At 54.7% G+C, this 22,838-nt stretch carries 22 protein-coding genes; 9 read left to right on the forward strand and 13 right to left on the reverse strand.

The annotated features are described in order from the left end of the window. Nucleotides 1–42 precede the first annotated feature (42 nt). The 4 genes from doeA to SIB88_RS18865 all read left to right on the forward strand — a co-directional run bounded on the left by doeA (nucleotide 43) and on the right by SIB88_RS18865 (nucleotide 3,371). Complete coding sequence (gene doeA / locus SIB88_RS18850; RefSeq protein WP_068516937.1) at nucleotides 43–1,224, forward strand: ectoine hydrolase DoeA; 1,182 nt, start codon at nucleotides 43–45, stop codon at nucleotides 1,222–1,224. Nucleotides 1,225–1,325: 101 nt separating this feature from the next. Next, complete coding sequence (doeB, locus tag SIB88_RS18855; RefSeq protein ID WP_412558791.1) at nucleotides 1,326–2,324, forward strand: N(2)-acetyl-L-2,4-diaminobutanoate deacetylase DoeB; 999 nt, start codon at nucleotides 1,326–1,328, stop codon at nucleotides 2,322–2,324. A 1-nt stretch (nucleotide 2,325) separates the two neighbouring features. Further along, nucleotides 2,326–2,817, forward strand: a complete 492-nt coding sequence (locus tag SIB88_RS18860) for an Lrp/AsnC family transcriptional regulator (RefSeq protein ID WP_068516939.1) — start codon at nucleotides 2,326–2,328, stop codon at nucleotides 2,815–2,817. A gap of 116 nt (nucleotides 2,818–2,933) precedes the next feature. Next, nucleotides 2,934–3,371 carry an EamA family transporter gene (locus tag SIB88_RS18865; RefSeq protein WP_068516940.1) on the forward strand — a complete coding sequence of 146 codons (438 nt, stop codon included), beginning with the start codon at nucleotides 2,934–2,936 and terminating at the stop codon, nucleotides 3,369–3,371. A 137-nt stretch (nucleotides 3,372–3,508) separates the two neighbouring features. On the opposite strand, the gene SIB88_RS18870 is transcribed toward SIB88_RS18865, so the two are convergent. From SIB88_RS18870 to SIB88_RS18920, 11 genes are all read right to left on the reverse strand, one after another. Further along, nucleotides 3,509–3,694, reverse strand: a complete 186-nt coding sequence (locus SIB88_RS18870; protein WP_068516941.1) for a hypothetical protein — start codon at nucleotides 3,692–3,694, stop codon at nucleotides 3,509–3,511. Beyond that, nucleotides 3,694–5,046 carry an amidase gene (locus tag SIB88_RS18875; RefSeq protein ID WP_101247337.1) on the reverse strand — a complete coding sequence of 451 codons (1,353 nt, stop codon included), beginning with the start codon at nucleotides 5,044–5,046 and terminating at the stop codon, nucleotides 3,694–3,696. The genes SIB88_RS18870 and SIB88_RS18875 overlap by 1 nt, the downstream gene beginning before the upstream one ends. Before the next feature lie 13 nt (nucleotides 5,047–5,059). Next, nucleotides 5,060–6,481 (reverse strand): TRAP transporter large permease, encoded by a 1,422-nt coding sequence (locus tag SIB88_RS18880; protein WP_114113022.1) that lies wholly within the window; start codon nucleotides 6,479–6,481, stop codon nucleotides 5,060–5,062. 57 nt (nucleotides 6,482–6,538) lie between these two features. Then, nucleotides 6,539–7,111 carry a TRAP transporter small permease subunit gene (locus SIB88_RS18885; protein ID WP_068517014.1) on the reverse strand — a complete coding sequence of 191 codons (573 nt, stop codon included), beginning with the start codon at nucleotides 7,109–7,111 and terminating at the stop codon, nucleotides 6,539–6,541. Between the two features lie 98 nt (nucleotides 7,112–7,209). Next, nucleotides 7,210–8,367 carry a TRAP transporter substrate-binding protein gene (locus tag SIB88_RS18890; protein ID WP_068517015.1) on the reverse strand — a complete coding sequence of 386 codons (1,158 nt, stop codon included), beginning with the start codon at nucleotides 8,365–8,367 and terminating at the stop codon, nucleotides 7,210–7,212. A gap of 208 nt (nucleotides 8,368–8,575) precedes the next feature. After that, nucleotides 8,576–9,541 (reverse strand): 2-hydroxyacid dehydrogenase, encoded by a 966-nt coding sequence (locus SIB88_RS18895; protein WP_412558792.1) that lies wholly within the window; start codon nucleotides 9,539–9,541, stop codon nucleotides 8,576–8,578. Nucleotides 9,542–10,046: 505 nt separating this feature from the next. Further along, complete coding sequence (locus SIB88_RS18900) at nucleotides 10,047–11,210, reverse strand: Gfo/Idh/MocA family protein (protein ID WP_412558793.1); 1,164 nt, start codon at nucleotides 11,208–11,210, stop codon at nucleotides 10,047–10,049. Between the two features lie 56 nt (nucleotides 11,211–11,266). Then, a complete protein-coding gene (locus SIB88_RS18905) occupies nucleotides 11,267–12,322 on the reverse strand; it encodes a sugar phosphate isomerase/epimerase family protein (RefSeq protein WP_412558794.1) in 1,056 nt (351 codons plus the stop codon). A 104-nt stretch (nucleotides 12,323–12,426) separates the two neighbouring features. After that, nucleotides 12,427–13,383: an ABC transporter substrate-binding protein gene (locus tag SIB88_RS18910; RefSeq protein ID WP_068516946.1), complete on the reverse strand. Its 957-nt coding sequence runs from the start codon at nucleotides 13,381–13,383 to the stop codon at nucleotides 12,427–12,429. Nucleotides 13,384–13,446: 63 nt separating this feature from the next. Beyond that, nucleotides 13,447–14,460 carry an ABC transporter permease gene (locus tag SIB88_RS18915; protein ID WP_068516947.1) on the reverse strand — a complete coding sequence of 338 codons (1,014 nt, stop codon included), beginning with the start codon at nucleotides 14,458–14,460 and terminating at the stop codon, nucleotides 13,447–13,449. Next, entirely contained in the window at nucleotides 14,453–16,006 is a 1,554-nt protein-coding gene (locus SIB88_RS18920; protein WP_412558795.1) for a sugar ABC transporter ATP-binding protein, read from the reverse strand. Before SIB88_RS18920 ends, SIB88_RS18915 begins: the two co-directional genes overlap by 8 nt. 253 nt (nucleotides 16,007–16,259) lie before the next feature. Here SIB88_RS18920 and SIB88_RS18925 point away from each other — a divergent pair, with 253 nt between their 5' ends. After that, entirely contained in the window at nucleotides 16,260–17,294 is a 1,035-nt protein-coding gene (locus SIB88_RS18925; RefSeq protein ID WP_412558796.1) for a LacI family DNA-binding transcriptional regulator, read from the forward strand. 60 nt (nucleotides 17,295–17,354) lie between these two features. Here the strand turns inward: SIB88_RS18925 and SIB88_RS18930 are convergent, their stop codons facing one another. Then, nucleotides 17,355–17,843 carry a VOC family protein gene (locus SIB88_RS18930; RefSeq protein ID WP_068516949.1) on the reverse strand — a complete coding sequence of 163 codons (489 nt, stop codon included), beginning with the start codon at nucleotides 17,841–17,843 and terminating at the stop codon, nucleotides 17,355–17,357. Nucleotides 17,844–18,655: 812 nt separating this feature from the next. Between SIB88_RS18930 and nspC the strand changes: the two genes are divergently transcribed. Then, nucleotides 18,656–19,753, forward strand: a complete 1,098-nt coding sequence (gene nspC / locus SIB88_RS18935) for a carboxynorspermidine decarboxylase (RefSeq protein ID WP_068516950.1) — start codon at nucleotides 18,656–18,658, stop codon at nucleotides 19,751–19,753. 76 nt (nucleotides 19,754–19,829) lie between these two features. Continuing rightward, complete coding sequence (locus SIB88_RS18940; RefSeq protein ID WP_068516951.1) at nucleotides 19,830–21,071, forward strand: saccharopine dehydrogenase family protein; 1,242 nt, start codon at nucleotides 19,830–19,832, stop codon at nucleotides 21,069–21,071. Nucleotides 21,072–21,125: 54 nt separating this feature from the next. Here the strand turns inward: SIB88_RS18940 and SIB88_RS18945 are convergent, their stop codons facing one another. Next, entirely contained in the window at nucleotides 21,126–21,563 is a 438-nt protein-coding gene (locus SIB88_RS18945) for an Lrp/AsnC family transcriptional regulator (protein ID WP_068516952.1), read from the reverse strand. A 245-nt stretch (nucleotides 21,564–21,808) separates the two neighbouring features. Here SIB88_RS18945 and SIB88_RS18950 point away from each other — a divergent pair, with 245 nt between their 5' ends. Together SIB88_RS18950 and SIB88_RS18955 are read left to right on the forward strand one after the other, a co-directional pair. Continuing rightward, nucleotides 21,809–22,042, forward strand: a complete 234-nt coding sequence (locus SIB88_RS18950; protein ID WP_068516953.1) for a hypothetical protein — start codon at nucleotides 21,809–21,811, stop codon at nucleotides 22,040–22,042. Between the two features lie 334 nt (nucleotides 22,043–22,376). Continuing rightward, nucleotides 22,377–22,838 carry a (2Fe-2S)-binding protein gene (locus SIB88_RS18955; protein WP_114113029.1) on the forward strand — a complete coding sequence of 154 codons (462 nt, stop codon included), beginning with the start codon at nucleotides 22,377–22,379 and terminating at the stop codon, nucleotides 22,836–22,838.

Here is a 22,838-nt window from a genome sequence, read left to right on the forward strand (position 1 = left end):
GGGTCAGGAAAAACTGAAACCCGCCTTTTTTGGAGGCCTGCGATGAGCCAGGTTGAATTGAATTTCACGCGCGAGGAATATGCCGAGCGTCTGGAGAAAACCAAAAACGCCATGGTGGAAAGGGGCATCGATCTTTTGATCGTCACCGATCCGTCAAACATGGCCTGGCTGACCGGCTATGACGGCTGGTCCTTTTATGTCCATCAATGTGTGCTTGTCCCGATCGAAGATGATCCGATCTGGTTCGGGCGATCCCAGGATGCCAACGGGGCAAAGCGCACGGTCTATATGACCCATGATCGCATCATCCCCTATGCCGATTACTACGTGCAATCGACGACCCATCACCCGATGGATTATCTGTCGGAGGTCATCGAACATCGCGGCTGGGCAAGTCGCCGTATCGGCGTGGAAATGGATAACTACTATTTCTCGGCCAAGGCGTTCCTTCAACTTCAGACCCATCTGCCCAACGCCAAGTTTTCCGATGCCACCGCACTGGTAAACTGGCAGCGCGCGGTAAAATCCGAGACCGAAATTTTCTATATGCGTCAGGCTGCCCGCATTGTTGAAAACATGCATGAACGCATTTTCGAAATTGTCGAACCGGGCATGCGCAAGAACGAACTGGTTGCCGAAATCTTCCGTACCGGGATTGCCGGGATTGACGGTATTGGCGGCGATTATCCGGCGATCGTGCCGTTGCTGCCATCCGGGCAGGATGCCAGTGCGCCGCATCTGACCTGGGATGAAAAACCCATCCCCGGCGATGCCGGAACCTTTTTCGAGATCGCGGGCTGCTACAAACGCTATCACGCGCCCTTGTCACGCACGATCTTCCTTGGCGATCCGGATCAACGGTTCCTTGATGCCGAAAGTGCACTGATCGAAGGCCTTCAGGCCGGGCTCGAAGCCGCCAAGCCGGGCAATGTTTGCGAAGACATCGCCCTTGCCTTCTTTGGTGTGCTTCAGAAATTCGGCATCGAAAAAGACAGCCGCTGTGGCTATCCGATCGGGCTGTCCTATCCGCCGGACTGGGGCGAACGCACCATGAGCCTGCGCCCCGGCGATCGCACGGTCCTTGAACCGGGCATGACATTCCACTTCATGCCGGGTCTCTGGTTTGATGACTGGGGGATCGAGATCACCGAAAGCATGATGATCACGGAAACCGGCAGCAAAACACTGACCAGCTATCCGCGTCAGCTGTTTGTAAAGAACTAAGCCAAAAGCCGCACCGGGCCGCGCCATCGACATACGATGCGGGGCCCGGTTGCCCGATATCAAAGCCCTTACAAGACGGTCGCAAGACCAAGGACACGACCATGACAAAACCATCCCCCATCAGCCCGACGATCCCCCTTGATCAGGATGGCGTGCATCACGGCTTTTTAAAACTGCCCTATTCGCGCGATGATTCCGCCTGGGGCGCTGTGATGATTCCGATTACCGTTATCCAGAACGGCGATGGCCCGACCGCCCTTTTGACCGGCGGCAACCATGGTGACGAATATGAAGGGCTGGTTTCGCTGTTCAAACTGGCAGGATCGCTTCAACCATCCGACATTACCGGTCGCGTCATTATCCTGCCGGCCATGAATTATCCGGCCTTTCGCAATGCATCGCGCACGTCGCCCATTGATGCCGGCAACCTCAATCGCAGTTTCCCGGGCAAACCCGACGGAACCGTGACCCAAAAGATCGCCGACTACGTTTTCCGCCATCTGGTGCCGATGGCCGATATCGTTCTCGATATCCATTCCGGTGGCAAGACACTTGATTTCATTCCGTTTGCAGCCGCCCACGTCCTGCCAGACAAGGAACAGGAAGCCCGGTGCGTTGCCGCGATGAAGGCATTTGGCGCCCCCTATGCCATGATGATGCTTGAACTTGATGCGGTTGGCATGTTTGACACTGTGGTCGAGGAAGCCGGTAAAACCTTTGTCACCACCGAACTCGGTGGGGGTGGTTCGACCACGGCCGAACGGGTGGCGATTGCCGATCGCGGGGTGCGCAATCTTCTGATCCATGCCGGGATCATCACCGGTGACATTGAACCGGCCCCGTCGGGGACCACCATGCTCGATATGCCCGATGACAGTTGTTTTGTCGCATCCGAGGCCACCGGGCTTTTCGAACCCTGTGTCGATCTGGGTGCAATGGTCAAAAAGGGCGATCTGATCGCACGCATTTATGATGTTGAACGCACCGGCACGCCCCCGCGCGAATATCACGCGGCCCGTGACGGCATTCTGTCATGTCGCCATTTCCCGGGACTTATTAAGACTGGCGACTGCCTGGCAGTGATTGCAAAGGTACTCTGACATGATCAGGCTGGATGAGCTGGATCTGAAAATCCTTAAAACCCTGCAACGCGAAGGGCGCATCACCAAAGTCAAACTGGCCGAGGCGGTGAACCTTTCGCCCAGCCCGTGCTGGGAACGTTTGAAACGCCTTGAAGACCTTGGCGTTATTTCGGGGTATCACGCCCATCTCAACCTTGAAAAGCTGGTCAAACCGACACTGGTGATGACCGAAGTCACCCTGCGTCATCATCAGCATGCCGATTTCGAAATTTTCGAAAAGGCCGTGCAGGACATCCCCGAAATCATCGAATGCTATGCGCTTGGTGGCGGGGTTGATTACATGCTCAAGGTGCTTTGTCATGATGTTGATGCCTATCAACGTCTGATCGACCGGTTGCTGGTGTCCGATATCGGGATTGACCGGTATTTCACCTATATCGTGACCAAAAAGGTCAAAACCACCGCCATCATCCCGGTCGAAAATCTGGTCGAGCCCCCCGAACGGCGATAAGTGCGTGAATATTCCTGGTTATGGGCGTTTGAAACGTCTTAACAGTCAGGGATTATGATATCGCGGGCAATCCCCAACCGGATTGCCCGCATACACGCATTTGGCAGGATAAACCGATGAAAGAAGTAATCGACAGCTGGCAACTCTGGGCCGGGCTTGCGGCCTGTTTTGCCGCATTAACAGCAATCTTCGCCAAGGTCGGGGTCGCCAATATCAATTCCGATTTCGCAACCTTTGTTCGTACCATCATCATTTTGATCATGGTTTGGGTGATCATGCTGACCAAGGGGGCCTGGGAAAATCCGGCCACCATATCGGCGAAAACCTGGTATTTCCTGATCCTGTCGGGACTGGCAACCGGTGCATCCTGGCTGTGTTATTTCCGCGCTCTTAAAATCGGCGAAGCCGCCAAGGTGGCCCCGATTGACAAGCTCAGCGTCGTGCTGGTTGCGGTGTTTGGCGCGATCTTCCTGGGTGAAAAACTGACCATGGTCAGTTGGCTGGGTGTCGCCATGATCGGAAGTGGTGCCGCCCTGATCGCCTGGCGGGGATAGCGTCCCGCCCACCCCAACCAAAAAGCTCCAACCACAAAGCCCTATCGACAAAAAGAGAGGCAGGAATATCTCCCTGCCTCGTCAGTTTGCTCACATCTATCTGTGATCTTCAGGGTATTGGTATTCCCCTGAACAAATCAGTGTTTGTCTTCGGAATGGCCCATGGCAACACGCCAGATGTCCCAACCGGCAAGCCCGATACAGATCGAAACCATGATGGCAAGATCCCAGCGCGGCACATAGGCCACCAGAATGCCGACGAACCCGACCAGAATGACAAACGCCAACAGCGCCATGACCCGATTTAAAAGACCGCTTTGCATTACGCGTCCTCCTGATTTTTGAGGAATTTTTTCAACCAGTTTGCCGTGCGCATCAAACGCGCATCATCGCCAACCCGGCCAACAAGCTGAATGCCCATCGGCATGCCGTTCTGTGACCATAACAGCGGAATGGTAACCGCCGGGGTGCCACAAAACGTCCAGAGACCGTTAAAGATCGGATTGCCGGTTGTCTGAAGATTTTTCGGTGCCGGTCCTGTTGCCGCCGGCGTGATGATCACGTCACACCGGTTAAAGACTTCCTCAAGCCCGGCATTAAGCACCGTGCGCCAGTCAAGTGCCGCAAGATAATCGCGCGCCTTGATGTCATTGCCCTTGTCGATCGCCTCAAGGATTTCGGGGGACAATTGTGCGCGACCGCGCTTTTCATAATCGTAGTAATCCTTGGCCATTTCGGCAAAGTTGATGCGTGCGCGCAACGCATTGGCATCATCAAACGCCTTTGGCAGCGGGGCCTCGAAACATTGATCCCCCAGCATCCCGGTGATTTCCTGAAATGCCATGACAGTTTCTTCGTCTGCAACTTCTTCAAATTGCGGCGGACGAACAAACGCAAACATCGGGGTCACCAGCGGATCGCTTTTTGCGATTTCAAGCAATCTTGGTGCCGGACTTGGCGTCGTTGCAGGATCCTTTGGATCATATCCAAACAGGCTTTCGGCCACCAGCGCCGCACCATTGACCGAATTGGAAAACACTCCGATCGTATCAAGGGTCGGGCTTTGGCTTAGAACGCCGGTCCGGGCAATGGCCCCGAAGGTCGGCTTGAACCCGACGACACCGCAAAACGATGCCGGACGGATCACCGATCCCCCGGTTTGGGTTCCCACGGCAAGTGGCACCATGGCCGCGGCAACTGCGGCGGCCGACCCGGCAGATGACCCGCCCGGGGTATGTTCCGGGTTATGGGGGTTGCGGGTTTTTGACGGATGCATAAAGGCAAGTTCGGTCGAAACCGTCTTGCCCATAATGATCGCACCGGCAGCCTTAAGGCGCGAAACCAGCACGGCATCTTCTTCGGGCACGCGTCCCTCATCAAGAACCGTGCCGTTTGACGTCGGGATTTTGGCCGTATCAATCACATCCTTGAGACCGACCGGAAGCCCGTGCAACGGTCCGATCGGTGCACCGGATTGCCGCCGAATATCAAGTGCTCGCGCCTGGGCAAGGGCATGATCCCCATCCAGCCACGCCCAGGCCTGAACCTGGGGTTCGACCTCGGCGATGCGGGCAAGACAGGCCTCGACATATTCGACTGCACGGACCGCCCCGCTGGCAAGGCGGTCGCGCAGTTCAATAACATCAAGTGTCAGTAACGGGTTGATTTCAGTCATCTGAATGCCCCCGTTACCGTGCGCCATAGAACAGGTCAGGCAGATGGAACACGATCTGCGGGAACGCGTACATCAGAACCATGCTGACAATAACCATGAACAGGAACGGCATGATGCCCTTGAAGATATCGGTCAACAGGATGCCGCTTGGCGCAACCCCCTTCAGATAATAGGCCGACATCGCCATTGGCGGGGTCAGGAAGGAGGTCTGAAGGTTCAGGGCAACAAGAATACCAAAGAACAGCGGATCGATATCAAACAGCGGCAGCAGCGGCAGGAAGATCGGCACGAAGATGATGATGATCTCCGACCATTCCAGCGGCCAGCCAAGCAGGAAGATGATCAGCTGTGCCAGCAGCAGGAACTGAAGCGGGGTCAGGTCCAGTCCACCGACAAATTCCGCAATCACATGTTCGCCGCCAAGATAGGAGAACACAGACGAGAAAGTGTAGGAGCCGACAAACAGCCAGCACACCATCGCCGATGTCCGCACCGTCAGATAAACCGACTCACGCAGGCGATCAAAGGTCAGCGCACGATAAGCCGCAGCAAGGATCATCCCGCCAAGTGCACCGATCGATGCTGCTTCGGTCGGGGTTGCCAGACCAAACAGGATCGAGCCCAGAACCGCCAGAATAAGAAACGCCAGCGGGAAGAACGATGTCGCCAGCATCCACAGAACCTGCGGCAACGGAACTTCCGGAATTTCATCGCTGGTCGGACGCGGTGCGGCTTTGGGCTGCAACATTGCACGGCCCATCACATACAGCAGATACAAACCGACAAGGGTCAGACCCGGCAACAGCGCACCGGCATAAAGGCGCACGATCGACACACCCGATGCGGCGGCATAAACAATCAGCATGATCGAAGGCGGGATCAGAATGCCAAGCGTACCACCGGCACAGATAATGCCCGCAGCAAAGCTTTTGTCATAGCGTGCCTTGAGCATCGCAGGCAGTGCCAGCATCCCCATCAGGGTCACAACCGCACCGACAATACCGGTGGCCGTTGCAAACAATGCACAGGTGATCAGGGCTGCAACACCGAGTGATCCGGGGATATTGCGGGCCGCGATATTCAGGGTCGAGAACAACCGGTTGACGATATTGGCGCGCTCAACGATATAGCCCATGAACAGGAACAGCGGTACTGCGGTCAGCACCTCGTTGGACATCACCGTGTATGTCTGGTTGATAAACAGATCGAAAATTCGGTTATTGAACGCCCCCTCAAACCAGGTCAGCGCAGAGGTAAGGGTATCGCTGTCTTCGGCAAGCCGGTTAAAGGCCCGCCACATACGACCGGCATCAAAATAGGCGTAGTAGCCAAATCCGATCCCCAGCGCCATCAGGGTAAAGGCAACCGGGAAACCCAGAAATACCAGTATAATAAAGATGCCCAACATCATAAGGGCGACATGTGCGTCAATCACTTTGGAAGCTCCGTTCGGGGGCGTGTCTTGCGCGTGTATGACAAAGGCTGATCATCATCAGTCTTCTTTGGTCACACGCTGTTTGATCAGCAGTTCTTCGGTTTCTTCAACATCATCCTCTGCATTGCGCCAGTACCCTTCACGGATACACAGAATGCAGCGCATCACCTGTGCGATGCCCTGAATGAAAAGAAGAATTCCGGCCGCGACCATCACCGCCTTGAATTGGAAAATCGGAACACCCGCCGGGCTGTTCACACTGACTTCGCCATATCCCCACGACCGGATGGCATATTTGCTGCCAACCAGAATGAGCGCCGTCACCCCGGGGAAGAAGAAGAAGATATAAAGTACCAGGTCGACCATGGCCTGTGTTTTGGGTTTCCAGAGACGATACAGGAAATCCCCACGGACATGTCCGCCGCGTGACAGGGTATAAGCCCCACCCATCATAAAGAGCGTGCCATACATGATGAATGAAACATCAAGTGACCAGGTCGTCGGCGCGTTAAAAATATATCGCGCAGCAACCTCATAGCTCATGCCCAGTGTCATCAAAATGATCAGCCAGCCAAAAGCCTTGCCAAACCAGCCCGAAAGCTTGTCCGCGAATTCAATAAATCCAATCATGAAACCCTGTCCGTTAGCATTGACCGCCCCGCCTGATGCACGGGCACCAGACGGGGCAGTCAGATTCATCGCAACACTGAACAACCGTTAATGGTTGATCAGAGTTTCAGCTTGCCCGGGAAGTAGTGATTATAAGCAAGCTGATAATCAGGCGAGTTCATCAGTTCATAATAGGTTACACGCTCGACCCAGGCGCGCTGGCTGTCGAGAACCTTTTTCATGAACGGATCTTCTTCAAGCGTCGGGATCAGTTTGTCCCACGCATCAAGCTGTGCACTCAGGATTTCCTTGGACGTACGATGTACTTCGACACCTTCGGCCTGCAGTTTCTGCAAGTCAGAGGAATAGTTGTCCATCGCAAGTGCGGTGTTCGAGGTCGAAGCTGCTTCAACCGCGTGACGCAGGATCGCCTGCAGATCCGGTTCCAGATCTTCCATCAGCGACTTGTTGAACAGGAATTCAAAGCTTTCGGATGCCTGATGGTACGAAGACAGATAGTAGTTCTTCGCAACGTCCTGTGCGCCGAAACGCATATCCGAAGACGGGTTGTTGAATTCGAACGCGTCAATCACGCCACGTTCCATTGCCGGTACGATCTCGCCGCCCGGAAGCTGTGCAACAGACATGCCCATCGACTGCAGAAGGTCTGCGGCCAGACCGACAGTACGGTATTTGAAGCCCTGGATGTCGGCAACGGAGTTTACCTGGCCCTTGAACCAGCCGAACGGCTGCGCAGGCATCGGGAAACCAAGAAGACCGACAATATCAAGCCCCATCACGTCCTGAATCAGTTCGCGATAGAATTCTTCACCGCCACCGGCATAGAACCAGCTCAGCATGGTGGTTGCAGAACCGCCGAAGACCGGACCGGTACCGAACAGCGATGCTGCCTTGTTCTTGCCGTACCAGTAAACCGGCACGGAATGGGCGATGTCGATCACGCCATCATTGACACCGTCCAGAACCTGGAAGGCTGCGACAACCGCACCAGCCGGCAGAAGGTCGATTTTAAGACGACCACCCGACATTGCTTCGACGCGGTCAACATATTGCTGGGCAAACGTCATCCAGATATCGGACGACGGCCAGGAAGTCTGCATTTTCAGCACCATCGGTGCCGGCTGCGCATGAACTGCCGGTGCGGCAAACAGCCCTGATGCTGCTGCACCGCCGGCAACCACCCCGGTCGCACCTTTGGTAAGGAACGAACGACGGGATACTTCCTTGGACTTCACGTCTTCAGACTTGGTCTTCATATCCATTATTTCCTCCCAGATTTACCGTCTTTGACCAACAACCATTGCCGGAAAAAGAACGATAACTGTCAGCCTTCAAAAGCCCCTGACTTCAGTATTGAAGATCGTAGATCATGCGCTTATCCCGTTTCGGGACCTGAAAAACGGCACGCATTTTGTTATTATTAGAATTACGAACTAACTGAATTACGACGGTTTTCCCGTCTTGTTATGCCACCCGGTCACCCGGTTCACGGCCTGCAAAATAGGCATCAAGATTATCAAGTGCGCGAAAGCCCATCGCATCGCGCGTTTCTTCGGTTGCGGAGCCTATATGTGGCAACAGAAACACGTTTTTCAACGCGCTAATTCGTTGATTTCCACCGGGTTCGTTCCGAAAAACGTCCAGACCGGCAGCAAACAACTTACCACTTTCAAGCGCATCCACCAATGCGTCCTCATCGACAAGATTACCACGTGCTGTATTGACCAGAATGGCCCGGTCCGGCAGCCAGCCGATCGTCTCGGCATTGATGATGCCGGTTGTCTCGGGCGTTGACGGACAATGCAATGACAACACATCGGAATTGGCAAACAGGCCTTCAATCGTGTCGTGATAAATTGCCCCCTTTGCCAGATGTTCGGCAACCGGCTGACGATTATGGTAATGAACAGTCATTCCAAAACCGCGCGCACGTTCGGCGGCAACCTGACCGACACGGCCCATGCCAAGCACACCGAAACGCTTGCCGGTCACCTGACGCCCGACCATAAAGGCCGGCGACCAGAAATCCCAGTTTCCGGCACGGATCATGGCGTCACCCTCGGCCCCGCGACGCGCGGCACCAAGCATGCACAACATGGCGATTTCGGCCGTGGCATCGGACAATACGTCCGGCGTATTCGTCACGACGATGCCGGCCGTCTTGGCAGCCGCCAGATCAACATGATCAACCCCGACCGAATGGTTGGCGATGATTTTGAGACGATCGGGCAATGCCGCAATCACATCGGCAGAAAAATGTTCGGAATGACACGGCAAAACCGCGTCAACCTGCTGACATTTTTCAATAAGCTCTTCCCGGGTAAATACCCGGTCTTCGGCATTGGTAAGCACCTGATAGTCGCGCGCCGCGCGTGCCTGTACGGCATCGCGAAGACGTCGGGTAATCAGAAGCTTTGGTTTCTCGGGCATGCGGACGCTCCCGGTTTTCCCTGATAGGTAGATTTATTTATTATGCTTCAAGGAAACACCTATACGAAAAAACCATCAATAGGCGATCAACCAACCGGTAACTCTTTTTCACTTCGTGGAAAACCATCAGGTTGACGCCCATCGCGCCGCACATGCGAAAATTTAGCTATCACATTGATTCTAATATGTTAAACACGGATTGCAGGTTCCCGTACGGCCAATGTTGCGGCCATCGAAATCCGGACCACCTCCACCATCCAGAAGTATAAAATCATCAGATCCCCGATCGGGAATCGTTACATCAACATTGGTCATTTACCGCACTGCAAGACTCTGATTCGCGGCAAATCGTTGTCAAAATTGATCGATAAAAAAGCCGCTGCCAGATGGCAGCGGCTATATGCCGACATGGCTGTCGGTCGGGAAGAATCCGTTTCAAGGATGTCTCGACATGGTTTGGCGATCCCCAGAAACACCAAGCAATGTCAACGAATATGAGACATCCTCACATTTTGACCCAAACGGCCCCGTCCCGCCCGGACCGCACGACGGCCTCGACAAATTTCATGCCCTTAAGGCCTTCGACCACACCGGGCACCAGAAGCGCGCCGTCATCGGGCTTGGTGCCATTGATATGGGCCGTCAGTTGATCGGCAAAATCGGTGTAAAGGTTGGCAAAGCCCTCAAGATATCCCTCCGGATGTCCCGGCGGGACGCGTACACCACGAAGCCCCTCGGCACCGATCCCCGCACCACCGCGGGTCATCAGTTCCGGACGACCATCAAGGGGACGGAAATGAAGCTGGTTGGGATGTTCCTGGGCCCATTCGATGCCGCCCTTGTCGCCATAGACCCGCAAACGCAGACCGTTTTCATGTCCGACCGCAATCTGGCTTGCCCATAACATGCCACGCGCACCATTGGCATAGCGCAACAGGATTTGCACATTGTCATCAAGCTTGCGGCCCGGAACGATCGCATCGACATCGGCACAAAGTTCACTGATCTCAAGCCCGGTTACGAACTCGGCAAGGTTATGGGCATGGGTTCCGATATCGCCAAGCGCACCGCCCATGCCTGCCTTGGCCGGGTCGGCGCGCCAATGGGCCTGTTTGTTGTCGGTATCTTCAACCCGGGTCGCCATCCAGCCTTGCGGATATTCGACCTGCACCAGACGAATATCGCCAAGCTTGCCATCCGCCACCATTTTGCGGGCCTCGCGGACCATCGGATAGGCGGTGTAATTATGGGTCAGGGCAAACAGAAGTCCGGTTTCCTTGACCTTGGCGGCGATCTTTTCGGCTTCTTCCACTGTCAGGCAAAGCGGCTTGTCACAGATCACGTGAATTCCGGCATCGAGCATCGCCATGGTGATGGGAAAATGCAGATGGTTCGGCGTGACAATCGCACAGACATCAATGCCGTCCTCGCGAGCGGCCTCGGCCTTTGCCATGGTTTCAAAACTGTCATAGCTGCGATCGGCGGCAATGAACAGTTCGGCCGCGGATGCCGCCGCCACATCGGGCTTGGATGACAATGCACCGGCAACCAGTTCATAACGATCATCAAGACGGGCGGCGATGCGATGGACCGCACCGATAAAAGCCCCCTGACCACCGCCAACCATGCCAAGGCGGATGCGACGACCGGGATTGGGAGAATTGCTCATGTCTGTCTCCAGATGTCGTTGACTGTTTTCGAACCGCGAAAGTCTTTTACGACGGCCTATCCAAGGCCAAGGATGCGGCGATTGGCCGCCTCGTCGGTGCCGCCATCGGCAAAATCGTCAAAGGCCTTTTCGGTTACGCGAATGATGTGATTCTTGATGAATTCGGCCCCTTCGCGGGCACCGTCTTCGGGATGTTTAAGGGCGCATTCCCATTCCAGCACGGCCCAGCCATCAAAATCAATGGCCGCCAATTTCGAGAAAATCGCACCGAAATCGACCTGCCCGTCGCCAAGCGACCTGAACCGGCCGGCCCGCCCGACCCAGCTTTGATACCCGGAATAGACACCCTGGCGTCCGGTCGGATTAAACTCGGCATCCTTGACGTGGAACATGCGGATACGATCAGCGTAAATATCGATAAAATCAAGATAATCAAGCTGCTGCAACACAAAGTGACTTGGATCATAAAGGATGTTGGCACGCGGGTGGTTCCTGACGCGTTCAAGGAACATCTCGAATGTCACCCCGTCAAACAAATCCTCGCCCGGATGAATTTCATAGCAGATATCAACCCCGGCATCCTCGGCAGCATCAAGGATCGGGCTCCAGCGTCTGGCAAGTTCATCAAATGCGGTTTCGATCAGACCGGCCGGACGTTGCGGCCACGGATAAACATAGGGCCAGGCAAGTGCGCCCGAGAATGTCGCATGGGCCGAAATACCCATATGGTTTGATGCCTTGATCGCGGCCTTGACCTGATTGACGGCCCATTCCTGACGGGCCTTTGGATTGCCGCGGACTTCCGGTGCGGCAAAACCGTCAAACATTTCATCATAGGCCGGATGAACGGCAACAAGCTGTCCCTGCAAATGGGTGGAAAGTTCGGTTAGCTCGACACCATACTGGCCAAGAATTCCGGTGATTTCGTCGCAGTAATCCTTGCTTGATGCGGCCTTTTCAACATCAAAAAGGCGCTTGTCCCAACTGGGAATTTGCACCCCCTTATATCCAAGCGACGCAGCCCAGCGACCAATGGAATCAAGGCTATCGAACGGGGCTTCATCGCCTGCAAACTGTGCAAGAAAGATTGCCGGTCCCTTAAGTGTTTTCATTGCGGGCCTCTTTAACTGCGTCCTGACGGGATATCGGGGAAAGATGGATGTGTCGGGCGGACAGCCGCCCGACACGCAAGTGTGCTCGTCTCAACCAAACCCGATTAGAACGGGCTGTCCGGGAAATAGAAGTTCTCGGCATTGTCCTGGGTGACAACCGTGGCACCAAGGATGTAACGGCCTTCGACCGGCGCGTTCGAGGTAAACTTCATCACCGTGATATCAATCGCGGTTGCGATCATTGCCGGCGGATAAAGCACATCAATCGGGGTCAGTTTGTCGCCATCCATCACGCGTTTGATGATGTCTTTCATGCCCGCACCGCCAACGATGAACATCTCATCGGTACGATCGGCCTGTTTGACCGCTTCGATCACGCCAAGCGCAATGTCGTCATCCTGTGCCCAAACCGCATCGATTTTCGGGAAGCGCGACAGGAAGTCCTGCATCACTTCATAGCCGTCATCGCGGTTCCAGTTGGCATGTTTCATATCAAGGATTTCGATCTTTGACCCATCAAGCGTTTCGACAAACGCATCAACACGTTCGGTATCAACCGTGGTCGGAATGCCGCGCAAAACAACGATCTTGCCTTCGTCATTCAGACGTTCACGAATATATTCACCCGATACACGGCCCAGTTCCGGGTTGTTGCCCGCAACATAGACATCCTCGATCCCCGGAAGCGAAAGACCACGGTCAACCACCGTGACAAACTTGCCGGCCTGTTTGACCTGCTGGACCGGAACGGTCAGCGGATCGGATTCAAAGGGCAGAACCACAAGCGCGTCGATATTCTGAACCGATACCAGATCTTCAAGATCGTTGGCCTGCTCGGATGCGCCATTCGCGCTGACCACGATGATGTCGATATTCGGATAGGTTGCCTCGATCCGCTTTTCAGCCTGTTCGGCATGCCAGTTCAGGCCACCGGCCCAGCCATGGGTCGCCGCAGGAATGGAAACCCCGATCTTGATTTTATCAGCCGCCAAGGCCGTCGTGGATGCAAGGCCAAGACCCAGCACACAAGCAGCCCCCAGATATTTTGTAAACGTTTTCATCAACGCTTCCTCCTGATCAAAAAATGATGCGTTTTCACATTCTTCCCGGACGTTGATCGCCGGTTATTTGCTCTTTTTGCGTCGCCAGTCCCCGCGTTGCAGGAACACAGCCACGATAATGATCAGCCCCTGAACCGCTCCGTTCAGATAGTTACTGATCGCATCCGTCAAATTCAGGATATTGCCAATGGTGGTCAGCATGATCGCACCAACGACCGTGCCCCAGATCCGGCCATAGCCACCCTTAAGCATCGTGCCGCCAATGATCACTGCGGCAATCGCTTCGAGTTCCCAAAGAACGCCCGTGGAACTGGATGCCGATCCCAAGCGCGGCACATAGATGATGGTGGCAAGCGACACGCAAAGCCCCTGGATCACATAGGTCATGGTCTTGACCCGGTCGACATGGATTGCCGAATACCGCGCGACCTGCTCGTTTGATCCGATGGCAAAGCATTTGCGGCCAAACGGCGTCATGTTCAGCAACACATAACCGGCAACCGCGACGGCAAAGAACACCAGAACCGGCACAGGAATGCCCAGAACATCGCCGTAATAGACCGGGCGATAGACACCGCGCACCTCGAAATCAAGCGACAGCGTCCCGCCATCAGCCATATAGGTCACAAGCGACCGGTAAATCCCCATGGTGCCAAGGGTGACGATGAAAGCTTCGATCTTGCCTTTGGTACTGACAAGCCCGTTGATCGCACCGGCCCCGACACCCAGAACAATGCTGAGCACAACACCGATCAGAACCGTTTCGATCCCGGCGCCAAGGGTTGCGACCAGCGTGTTCATCACAACAATCATCGCACCCGATATAAAGGCCGCCATCGACCCGACCGAAAGATCAATCCCACCAGCGGTAATCACAAAGGTCGCCCCGACCGCGATGATCCCGATAAAGGCCGCACGGGTAAAGATATTGGCAAGATTGCCACCACTCAGGAACGCTTCGTTGATCGCGGTTCCCAGAATGAACAAGCCGACAAGGGCCAGAAACGGACCCAATGCCTTAAAATCAATAGTGAACCCGCTTGAAGCCGATCTTTCGGTTCGCTCAAGGCTATTCATGAACAGACACTCCCTGCTTGCCTGAAATTCCTGTCGCATGCCGCATGATTTCATGTTCGTTGCGGTCGTTTCCTTCAAGAATGCCGGTAATGCATCCGGCTGCCATGACTGCAATACGGTCAGACAAGCCAAGCATCTCGGGCATTTCAGACGACAGGAGGATGACGGATTTTCCGCGATTGGTCAGATCGCCGATGAAATGATAAATCTGGCTTTTGGTGCCGATATCGATGCCGCGCGTCGGCTCGTCGATAATCACGATTTCCGGGTCGGTTTCCATGACCTTGGCCAGCAACAGCTTTTGCTGATTACCGCCGGAAAAATCACCGACCTTGGATTTGCGATCGGCGGCCCGGATGTCGAATGCTTCAATCGCGGTTTCAAGGGCGGCTTCCTCGGCCTTGCGGTCAATGATCACCCGCCCGAATTTCTCCAACGCCAAAAGGGTCAGGTTCGGGCGCATTTCCATATTCAAAAGAAGTCCGCTGCCTTTTCGATCCTTGGTCAGATAGGCAATCCCGCACGTCTTGGCATCCTGAAGACTGTTGATCGCGACCCGATTGCCATTGCGTTCGATTTGGCCTGAACTGCGTTCGCGAAGCCCGATGATCGCTTCCATAAGGGCGGTACGCCCGGCACCGACGATCCCGGCAAAACCAAGAACCTCGCCGCGTCTAAGATCAAAGCTGGCGTCACGGACCTGACCGTCCACCGACAGATTGCGCACCGAAAGCGCAACATCACCGGCATGTCCGGGGGTGCGATCGGGGAACATCTGTTTGATGTCACGTCCGACCATCAGGCGCGCCATATCATCCTTTTCAAGACCCGCGACCGGTTCGGTCGTGATATGGCGGCCATCGCGCAGAACCGTTACCCGGTCGGCGATGGCTTTGATTTCATCAAGCTTGTGGGAAATATAAAGGATCGCGACACCCTGATCGCGCAGGCGCCTGATCTGGTCAAACAGGATATCAACCTCGCGCCCGGTCAGAACCGCGGTCGGTTCATCGAGGATCAGGATATCGGCCTTTTTCGACAGTGCCTTGGCGATCTCGACCATCTGACGATCGGAAACCGACAGATCACGGATACGGGTTTTGGGGTCAACATCACATTGCAACTGGTCCAGAAGCTTTGCGGCTTCCTGTCGCATCGTGGCTTTATCAAGGAACCAGCCACGCTTGATCTCGCGGCCAAGGAAGATGTTTTCTTCAACGGTCAGCTGTTCGGCAAGATTGAGTTCCTGATGGATCAGGATCACACCGTGATTTTCACCGGCTTCGCTGTCATGGAAGGTGACTGGCGCCCCATCAAGAACAAGTTCGCCGCTGCTGGGCTGATGATAACCGGACAGGATTTTCACAAGTGTCGATTTGCCAGCACCGTTTTCCCCCAACAGCGCATGAACTTCACCGGCCATCAGGTCGATGGAAACGTCAAAAAGGACCTGTGCCGATCCGAATGACTTGCAAATCTGCCGACCGGACAGGCGTGTGCGCACCTGCTGATCGGGATTAACGGCGTGAACGGCCGCATCCGTCATGAATGTATCCTCCCTGGCGTCGCATTTTTTGCGATCAGCTTTTAGCACCGCGTGCCGTGATAAATGCCCCGGCCGGGCGCATCGGGCGCCAACAGACCGGCCATTCACCTGAACTGGCGGTATTTACCACTGTGTAAACGTTTTCATTTTGAATGTAAACCTTTACATTTTCATGATTGTGACCAAAATCACCACCGACAACGATGTATCGAATGCCGCTGGACAGGTTTTATCGGGCGGAGTAGGAAGAAGCATGAGTGAAAAAATCGCGACGATTGATGATGTTGCCCGCCATGCAGGGGTGTCTATCGCCACTGTCAGCCGGGCCTTGCACAAACCTGATGTGGTTTCCGAAACCACACGCGAAAAAGTGCAAACTGCAATCGCCGCGACCGGCTATACCGCCAATGTCATGGCCAGAAACCTGCGCCTGAACCGTTCGGGCATGATCCTTTTGCTGGTGCCTGACATCGGAAATCCGTTCTTTTCGGCGATTCTGTCCGGGATCGAAAAAGGTGCTAGCCAGGCGGGCTATAATGTCCTGATCGGCGATACGCAAAACGACCCTGAACGCGAAGCAACCTATGCCGCCTATTTGCGCAGCAATCAGGCCGACGCCATGATCCTGCTGAACGGGCGTCTTCCGGCATCGCTTGCCAATGCACCGGCCAATGCCACCCCGCCGGTGGTGGTTGCCTGCGAACGAATTCCGGGATGTGCCTTGCCAACGGTGATCATTGACAATGACGAGGCATCCTTTATCGCCAACCGTCACCTGACAGAGCTTGGCCATACCCGCATCGCCCATGTCAGCGGCCCATCCACCAACATCCTGACCACGGACCGCGTTGCCGGATATCGCCGCGCACTCGAAGCCGCCGGCATTGCCCATGACCCGGCCCTGATTTATCGCGGGGATTTCTCGATAGATTCGGGTATTGCAGCAGGCCGGGCGCTTCTGGCCGATCCTGAAACCCGGCCGACCGCCGTTTCCTGTGCCAGTGATGGCATGGCCATCGGCGTGATTGTTGCCGCCAAGGAATATGGCCTTAGAATTCCCGAAGATGTATCGGTGGTCGGCTTTGACGATATTCCCCATGCCGCGGCCTATGATCCGCCCATCACCACCGTTCGTCAGCCGCGCCGCCGCCTTGGCGAACAGGCAATCAGCCTGCTTCTTGACCGTCTGGGATCAAAGGGGATGTTTGAACATCGCGAACCCGGTCCGGTCATTATCCCGACCGAACTGATCATCCGCCAAAGCAGCGGCCCCTGCCCGGCATCCTGACACATAAGGCACCATCGCTGCCCGAACCGGTCAGCGATCTTTCATCGGCAGAACGCCCGATCAGTCACCGGAAATCTTTTTCCATTCACCAATGACCGCACGGGCATTGCCTTCGTGATCATGTCCGGACTTGGCACTTTCGGATGCAAAAATCTCGAACCGGATGCCATTGGGATCGCGAATGAAAAGACGCCGCGACTGTCCGTCATCTTCGTTGTGATAGACGACCTTGTGCTGGAACAGATGGTTTTGCCAGGCAATCACATCGCGTGGTGCGGCACAGCGCAACCCGATATGAAAAACGTCATCTGGCATATGCGGATCATCGGGATAAGGCCCGGTATCCGCCGGCCAGTCATAAAAGGACAATCTGGTCCCGTCAGGCAGCGCATAGGTAATCAGCAAATAATCGCTTTTCCAGGATGGGCTGTAACCGCTTTCGGCATGGACAAGCTTGGCCGCCAGCACCTTGGAATAAAAGTGGTCGGTTGCTTCAAGGTCGCGGGTTGGAAACGCAAGATGGTCTACACTGACTGCTGCAGGTTGCATGGTTTCCTCCGTCTTTGTGAGTCCCTACCGCCCCAACGCCCGTGATCGGAAAATGATCCGTCACGGGGTTTGCGTTTTGCCGGTGCATCGGGTTCCGGTCTGGCGGGGGTGCAGGCACACCCGTCCACGAACATTATTCCACCATCACCTTTACCGGCGTCACATTGCGGGGCCGCTCCGTTGGCGGGCGGGTCATGATCGATCAAACCATGCGCACCGCCCATAACTATCAGATAGGCAATGGCAAACCGAAATCAATGCGACCAAATACCAGATGCCCGCGCGCACGAATGACATGTCCCGATGCGCGATACCCCGTGCAAAACCCACGCTGCATCGCGAAAGTCCGGTGGGGCCACCAACCGAATACACATCAAAACAACAACATCGCCCCCATGACCACCGCATCGCATCACGGCTAAGCACTTGGTTATTTTGGCGAATGCGCATCGGTCCGGGGTGTTTTGCAAATCCCGGCAGTGCCGTTACAATCATGTTAAACAGTTCGGACTTTGGAATGCGGTATTGACCACCCTGCCCCCCGCTGCTATTGGGTCGCGGCAGATACGCAGAAACACGCGCAGCCCTTATCGGCTGACTTTGGCAACAACTCAAATGACGGGGACGAAGTGATGAATGAATACAGTTTATCTGTCTCTGTCTATTGGATCACGCATCGTCTTGCTGATCACTAGTTGATCCGGTTGTTTTCCACCAGATTGGTGACTGCCCGAAACCCGGAAACTGGCGCAACCCGCCATGTATCGCGTTTCATCCGCATTTTCCCGTGACATAGTTGTAGAGAGCCGCCTATGCCCGCAACGCCCTATTATCTGATCGACAAATCCAAGCTGCTGCGCAACATGGAAAAGATCGCCTATGTGCGCGAACATTCCGGTGCAAAGGCGCTTTTGGCGCTCAAATGTTTTGCGACCTGGTCGGTTTTTGATTTCATGTCCGATTATATGGATGGCACGACGTCTTCGTCGCTTCATGAAGTCAAACTGGGTCGTCAGAAATTCGGCAAGGAAACCCATGCATACAGCGTGGCCTATTCCGACAGCGAAATCGCCGAAGTCATCGAAAATGCCGACAAGATCATTTTCAATTCGATCAGCCAGCTGACCCGGTTCAGCGCGCAGGCATCGGGCATTGTCCGCGGCCTTCGCCTTAATCCGCAGGTTTCGACTTCAAGCTTTGATCTGGCCGATCCGGCGCGCCCGTTTTCACGTCTGGGCGAATGGGATGTCACCAAGGTCGAAGCGGTGATGGATCAGATTTCCGGCTTCATGATTCACAATAATTGTGAAAATGCCGACTTTGATCTGTTTGACCGGATGCTTGGCAATATCGAGGAAAAATTCGGATCCCTTCTGTCGCGTGTTGAATGGGTCAGTCTTGGTGGCGGCATTCATTTCACCGGTGATGACTACCCGCTCGATAAATTCTGTGCGCGTCTTAAGGCCTTTTCCGAAAAATTCGGCGTGCAGGTCTATCTGGAGCCGGGCGAAGCATCGATCACCAAAAGCACGACCCTTGAAGTCACCGTGCTTGATACCCTGTTTAACGGCAAGAATCTGGCCATCGTTGATAGCTCGATCGAAGCCCACATGCTCGATCTTCTGATCTATCGCGAAAGTGCAAAGGTCCTGCCCAACAAGGGCGACCATCATTACATGATTTGCGGCAAGTCCTGCCTTGCCGGGGATGTCTTTGGCGAATTTGATTTCGAAAACGAGATCAAGGTAGGCGACCGTATCTCCATTCAGGATGCGGCCGGTTACACCATGGTCAAAAAGAACTGGTTCAACGGGGTCGGCATGCCGTCCATCGTGATCCGGGAACTGGACGGAACTGAACGCGTTATTCGCGAGTTCACTTTTGATGACTACGTTTCGAGCCTTTCGTAAATCGAAAGCGCACTTTTCATAGCGAACCGGAGCACGGGTGCTCCACCTCTCAAAACAAGGGAGTTTTTGGCCCGACATGAAAAAGAATGTTCTGATTATCGGCGCAGGTGGCGTCGCACAGGTCGTAGCACATAAATGTGCGCAGCATAATGACGTGCTTGGCGATATCCATATCGCTTCGCGTACTGCTGCGAAGTGCCAGGCAATCATCGACAGCATCCATGAAAAGAAAAACCTCAAGAACCCCGGCGTTCTTGAAGGTCATGCACTTGATGCCACGGATGTCGATGCAACCGCCGCCCTGATCGAGAAAACCGGCAGCCAGATCGTCATCAATGTCGGGTCTGCTTTCATCAATATGCCGGTGATGTCGGCCTGCATCAAAACCGGTGTCGCCTATCTCGATACCGCCATCCATGAAGAGCAGGACAAAATCTGCGAAACCCCGCCATGGTATGCCAACTATGAATGGAAGCGCCGCGAAGAATGCGAAAAGGCCGGTACCACCGCGATCCTCGGTGTCGGCTTTGATCCGGGCGTTGTGAATGCCTATGCCAAACTGGCGGTCGAAGACTATTTCGACAAAATTGACTCGATTGACATCATCGACATCAATGCCGGCAGCCACGGCAAATATTTTGCCACCAACTTCGATCCGGAAATCAATTTCCGCGAATTCACCGGCACCGTCTATTCCTGGCAGGATAACGAGTGGAAATCGAATAAGATGTTCGAGATCAAAAAGATCTGGGACATGCCGGTGGTCGGCGAAAGCCAGACCTTTATGACCGGCCATGACGAAGTCCATTCCCTGTCGCAGAATCTTGACGTTCCGAACGTTCGTTTCTGGATGGGCTTTGGCGATCACTACGTCAATGTGTTCACGGTTCTGAAAAATATCGGCCTTCTGTCCGAACAGCCGGTCAAAACCGCCGAGGGTCTTGAAGTTGTGCCGCTCAAGGTCGTAAAGGCCTGCCTGCCCGATCCGAGCTCGCTTGCACCTGATTACACCGGTAAAACCTGCATCGGTGATCTGGTCAAGGGTACGAAGGATGGCAAGGAAACCGAAGTCCTGATCTATAACGTGGCCGATCACAAGGACGCCTATAACGAAGTCGGAAGCCAGGGCATTTCCTATACCGCCGGCGTGCCGCCGGTTGCCGCTGCGATGCTGATCGCCACGGGCGAATGGGATGTGAAGAAAATGGCCAATGTCGAAGAACTTCCGGCCAAGCCGTTCCTCAACCTGCTCAATGGCATGGGTCTTCCGACCCGCATCAAGGATGCCAATGGCGACCGGGCACTCGACTTTTCCTAAGTCCAAGTGACGTCAGAAATACAAAGAAAATGGCGGGTTTTGACCCGCCATTTTTCATTTAAGCGATCCGAGAACCGCAAGACTTTCATATCGCTTGATATAGGGTTCATGAAACACCCGATCGACAAAGGCACTGTATTCTTCCATGTCACCGACCTGAATGCGCAGCACAAAGTCATGGGCACCGGTGACGTGATGGCACTGCACGACTTCGGGCATTTTGGCGAATTCTTCGCGCATCAGCATGTACCGGTCCGGGCGATCACGTTCCATGGTCAGCAGCACGATCACGGTCATGCGCTTGCCAAATACCTTGGGCGATACCACCGCAACATCACGTTCAATCACACCGGTTTCACGCAAACGCTGAACACGGCGCAGGCATGCCGCCGACGAAAGCCCAACTTTCCCCGCCAGTTCATTGCCTGTCATGCGGCTGTTTTCCTGCAACAGCTCCAGCAGGCGATAGTCGAATTTATCGAGTTCCGCCACGTTTCGAATTCCCGGCTCGTGATGATGCCATGTTAACCCATCAATCGGGTTCGGCCCCTAACACCCTGTAACCAAACATGGCGCAGGCCGCAAACGAAAGAAAATCGTTTTTACAGAATTTTTGCGAAAATCTCGCACGAATTTGCGAAGTTTGCGCGCCAATTCACATAAGTCAGGCGTAAATTGTTTTCGGGTTCAGAGGAAACTCTGCCCCTTATTAGCAAACAAACTAGCGAGCCAGCATCATGCCAGCACAGTTTACGAATGACTCCCTCGTCGCCACCACCAATGTAGCGCCGGTTTCGGGCGCATCCATCTGGCGCTGGCTCGTCCTTTTGCCCCGCAAATGGGCCCATGCCCACAAGGTCGCGCGCGACACCGAAATGCTTCGCCATGCCCCGCGTGAACGCCTTGAAGATATCGGCATTGCCCGCAGTGACATTGACTTTGCCTGCGAACACGGCCACGCCCCGCGGTAATTCACATCCCCCAAAAAAAGATGGCAGACACGTGCCCCACACAGTCTGACCAACTAAAAAAGCCTGTCCATGCAGTGTGCATCGACAGGCTTTTTTTGTTCTGGCAATACACGAATTGCAAAAACCGTAAAACCGCCGCTTCTCCTTGCTGTGGGAACGCGGAATTTCCTGCCCGAAACACCCGTCGCGACCAGCCTGTTTCTGGCCATTTGGAAAAACTGATCACCCTGTTCGCAGCCCACGGGAAATGGGCCAAATACCCGTTTACCGCTTGGTTACCTGTGCCTGCGTGATGATCGCCCATAACAAGCCAAAAGAGAGAGATGAGGCGGTCATGCAATATCAGCTTAAAATCAATGGCGAGACCCGCACCGTTGATGCCGAACCCGGCACACCGTTGCTTTGGGTTTTGCGCGATGAACTTCAACTGACCGGGACCAAGTTCGGTTGCGGTGTTGCCTATTGCGGTGCCTGCACCGTGCATGTGGACGGTTACCCGACCCGTTCCTGCCAGACCTTTGTCGAAGACGCGGTGGATAGTGAAATCACCACCATCGAAGGTGCAACCGACAAGGTTGCCCAGGCCGTTCAGGAAGCGTGGCGTGAAAAAGACGTCGTGCAGTGCGGCTGGTGCCAGTCCGGTCAGATCATGTCGGCCATCGGTCTTTTGACCGAAAACCCGAAACCGACCGATGAAGACATCAAGGATTACATGAATGGCAATGCGTGTCGCTGTGTGACCTATGTCCGCATCAACGAAGCCATCAAGCTCGCATCCCAGAAGCTGGAGGCCTAA

The organism is Thalassospira sp. MIT121401, assembly GCF_047125595.1.
GTDB classification, from domain to species: Bacteria; Pseudomonadota; Alphaproteobacteria; order Rhodospirillales; family Thalassospiraceae; genus Thalassospira; species Thalassospira povalilytica.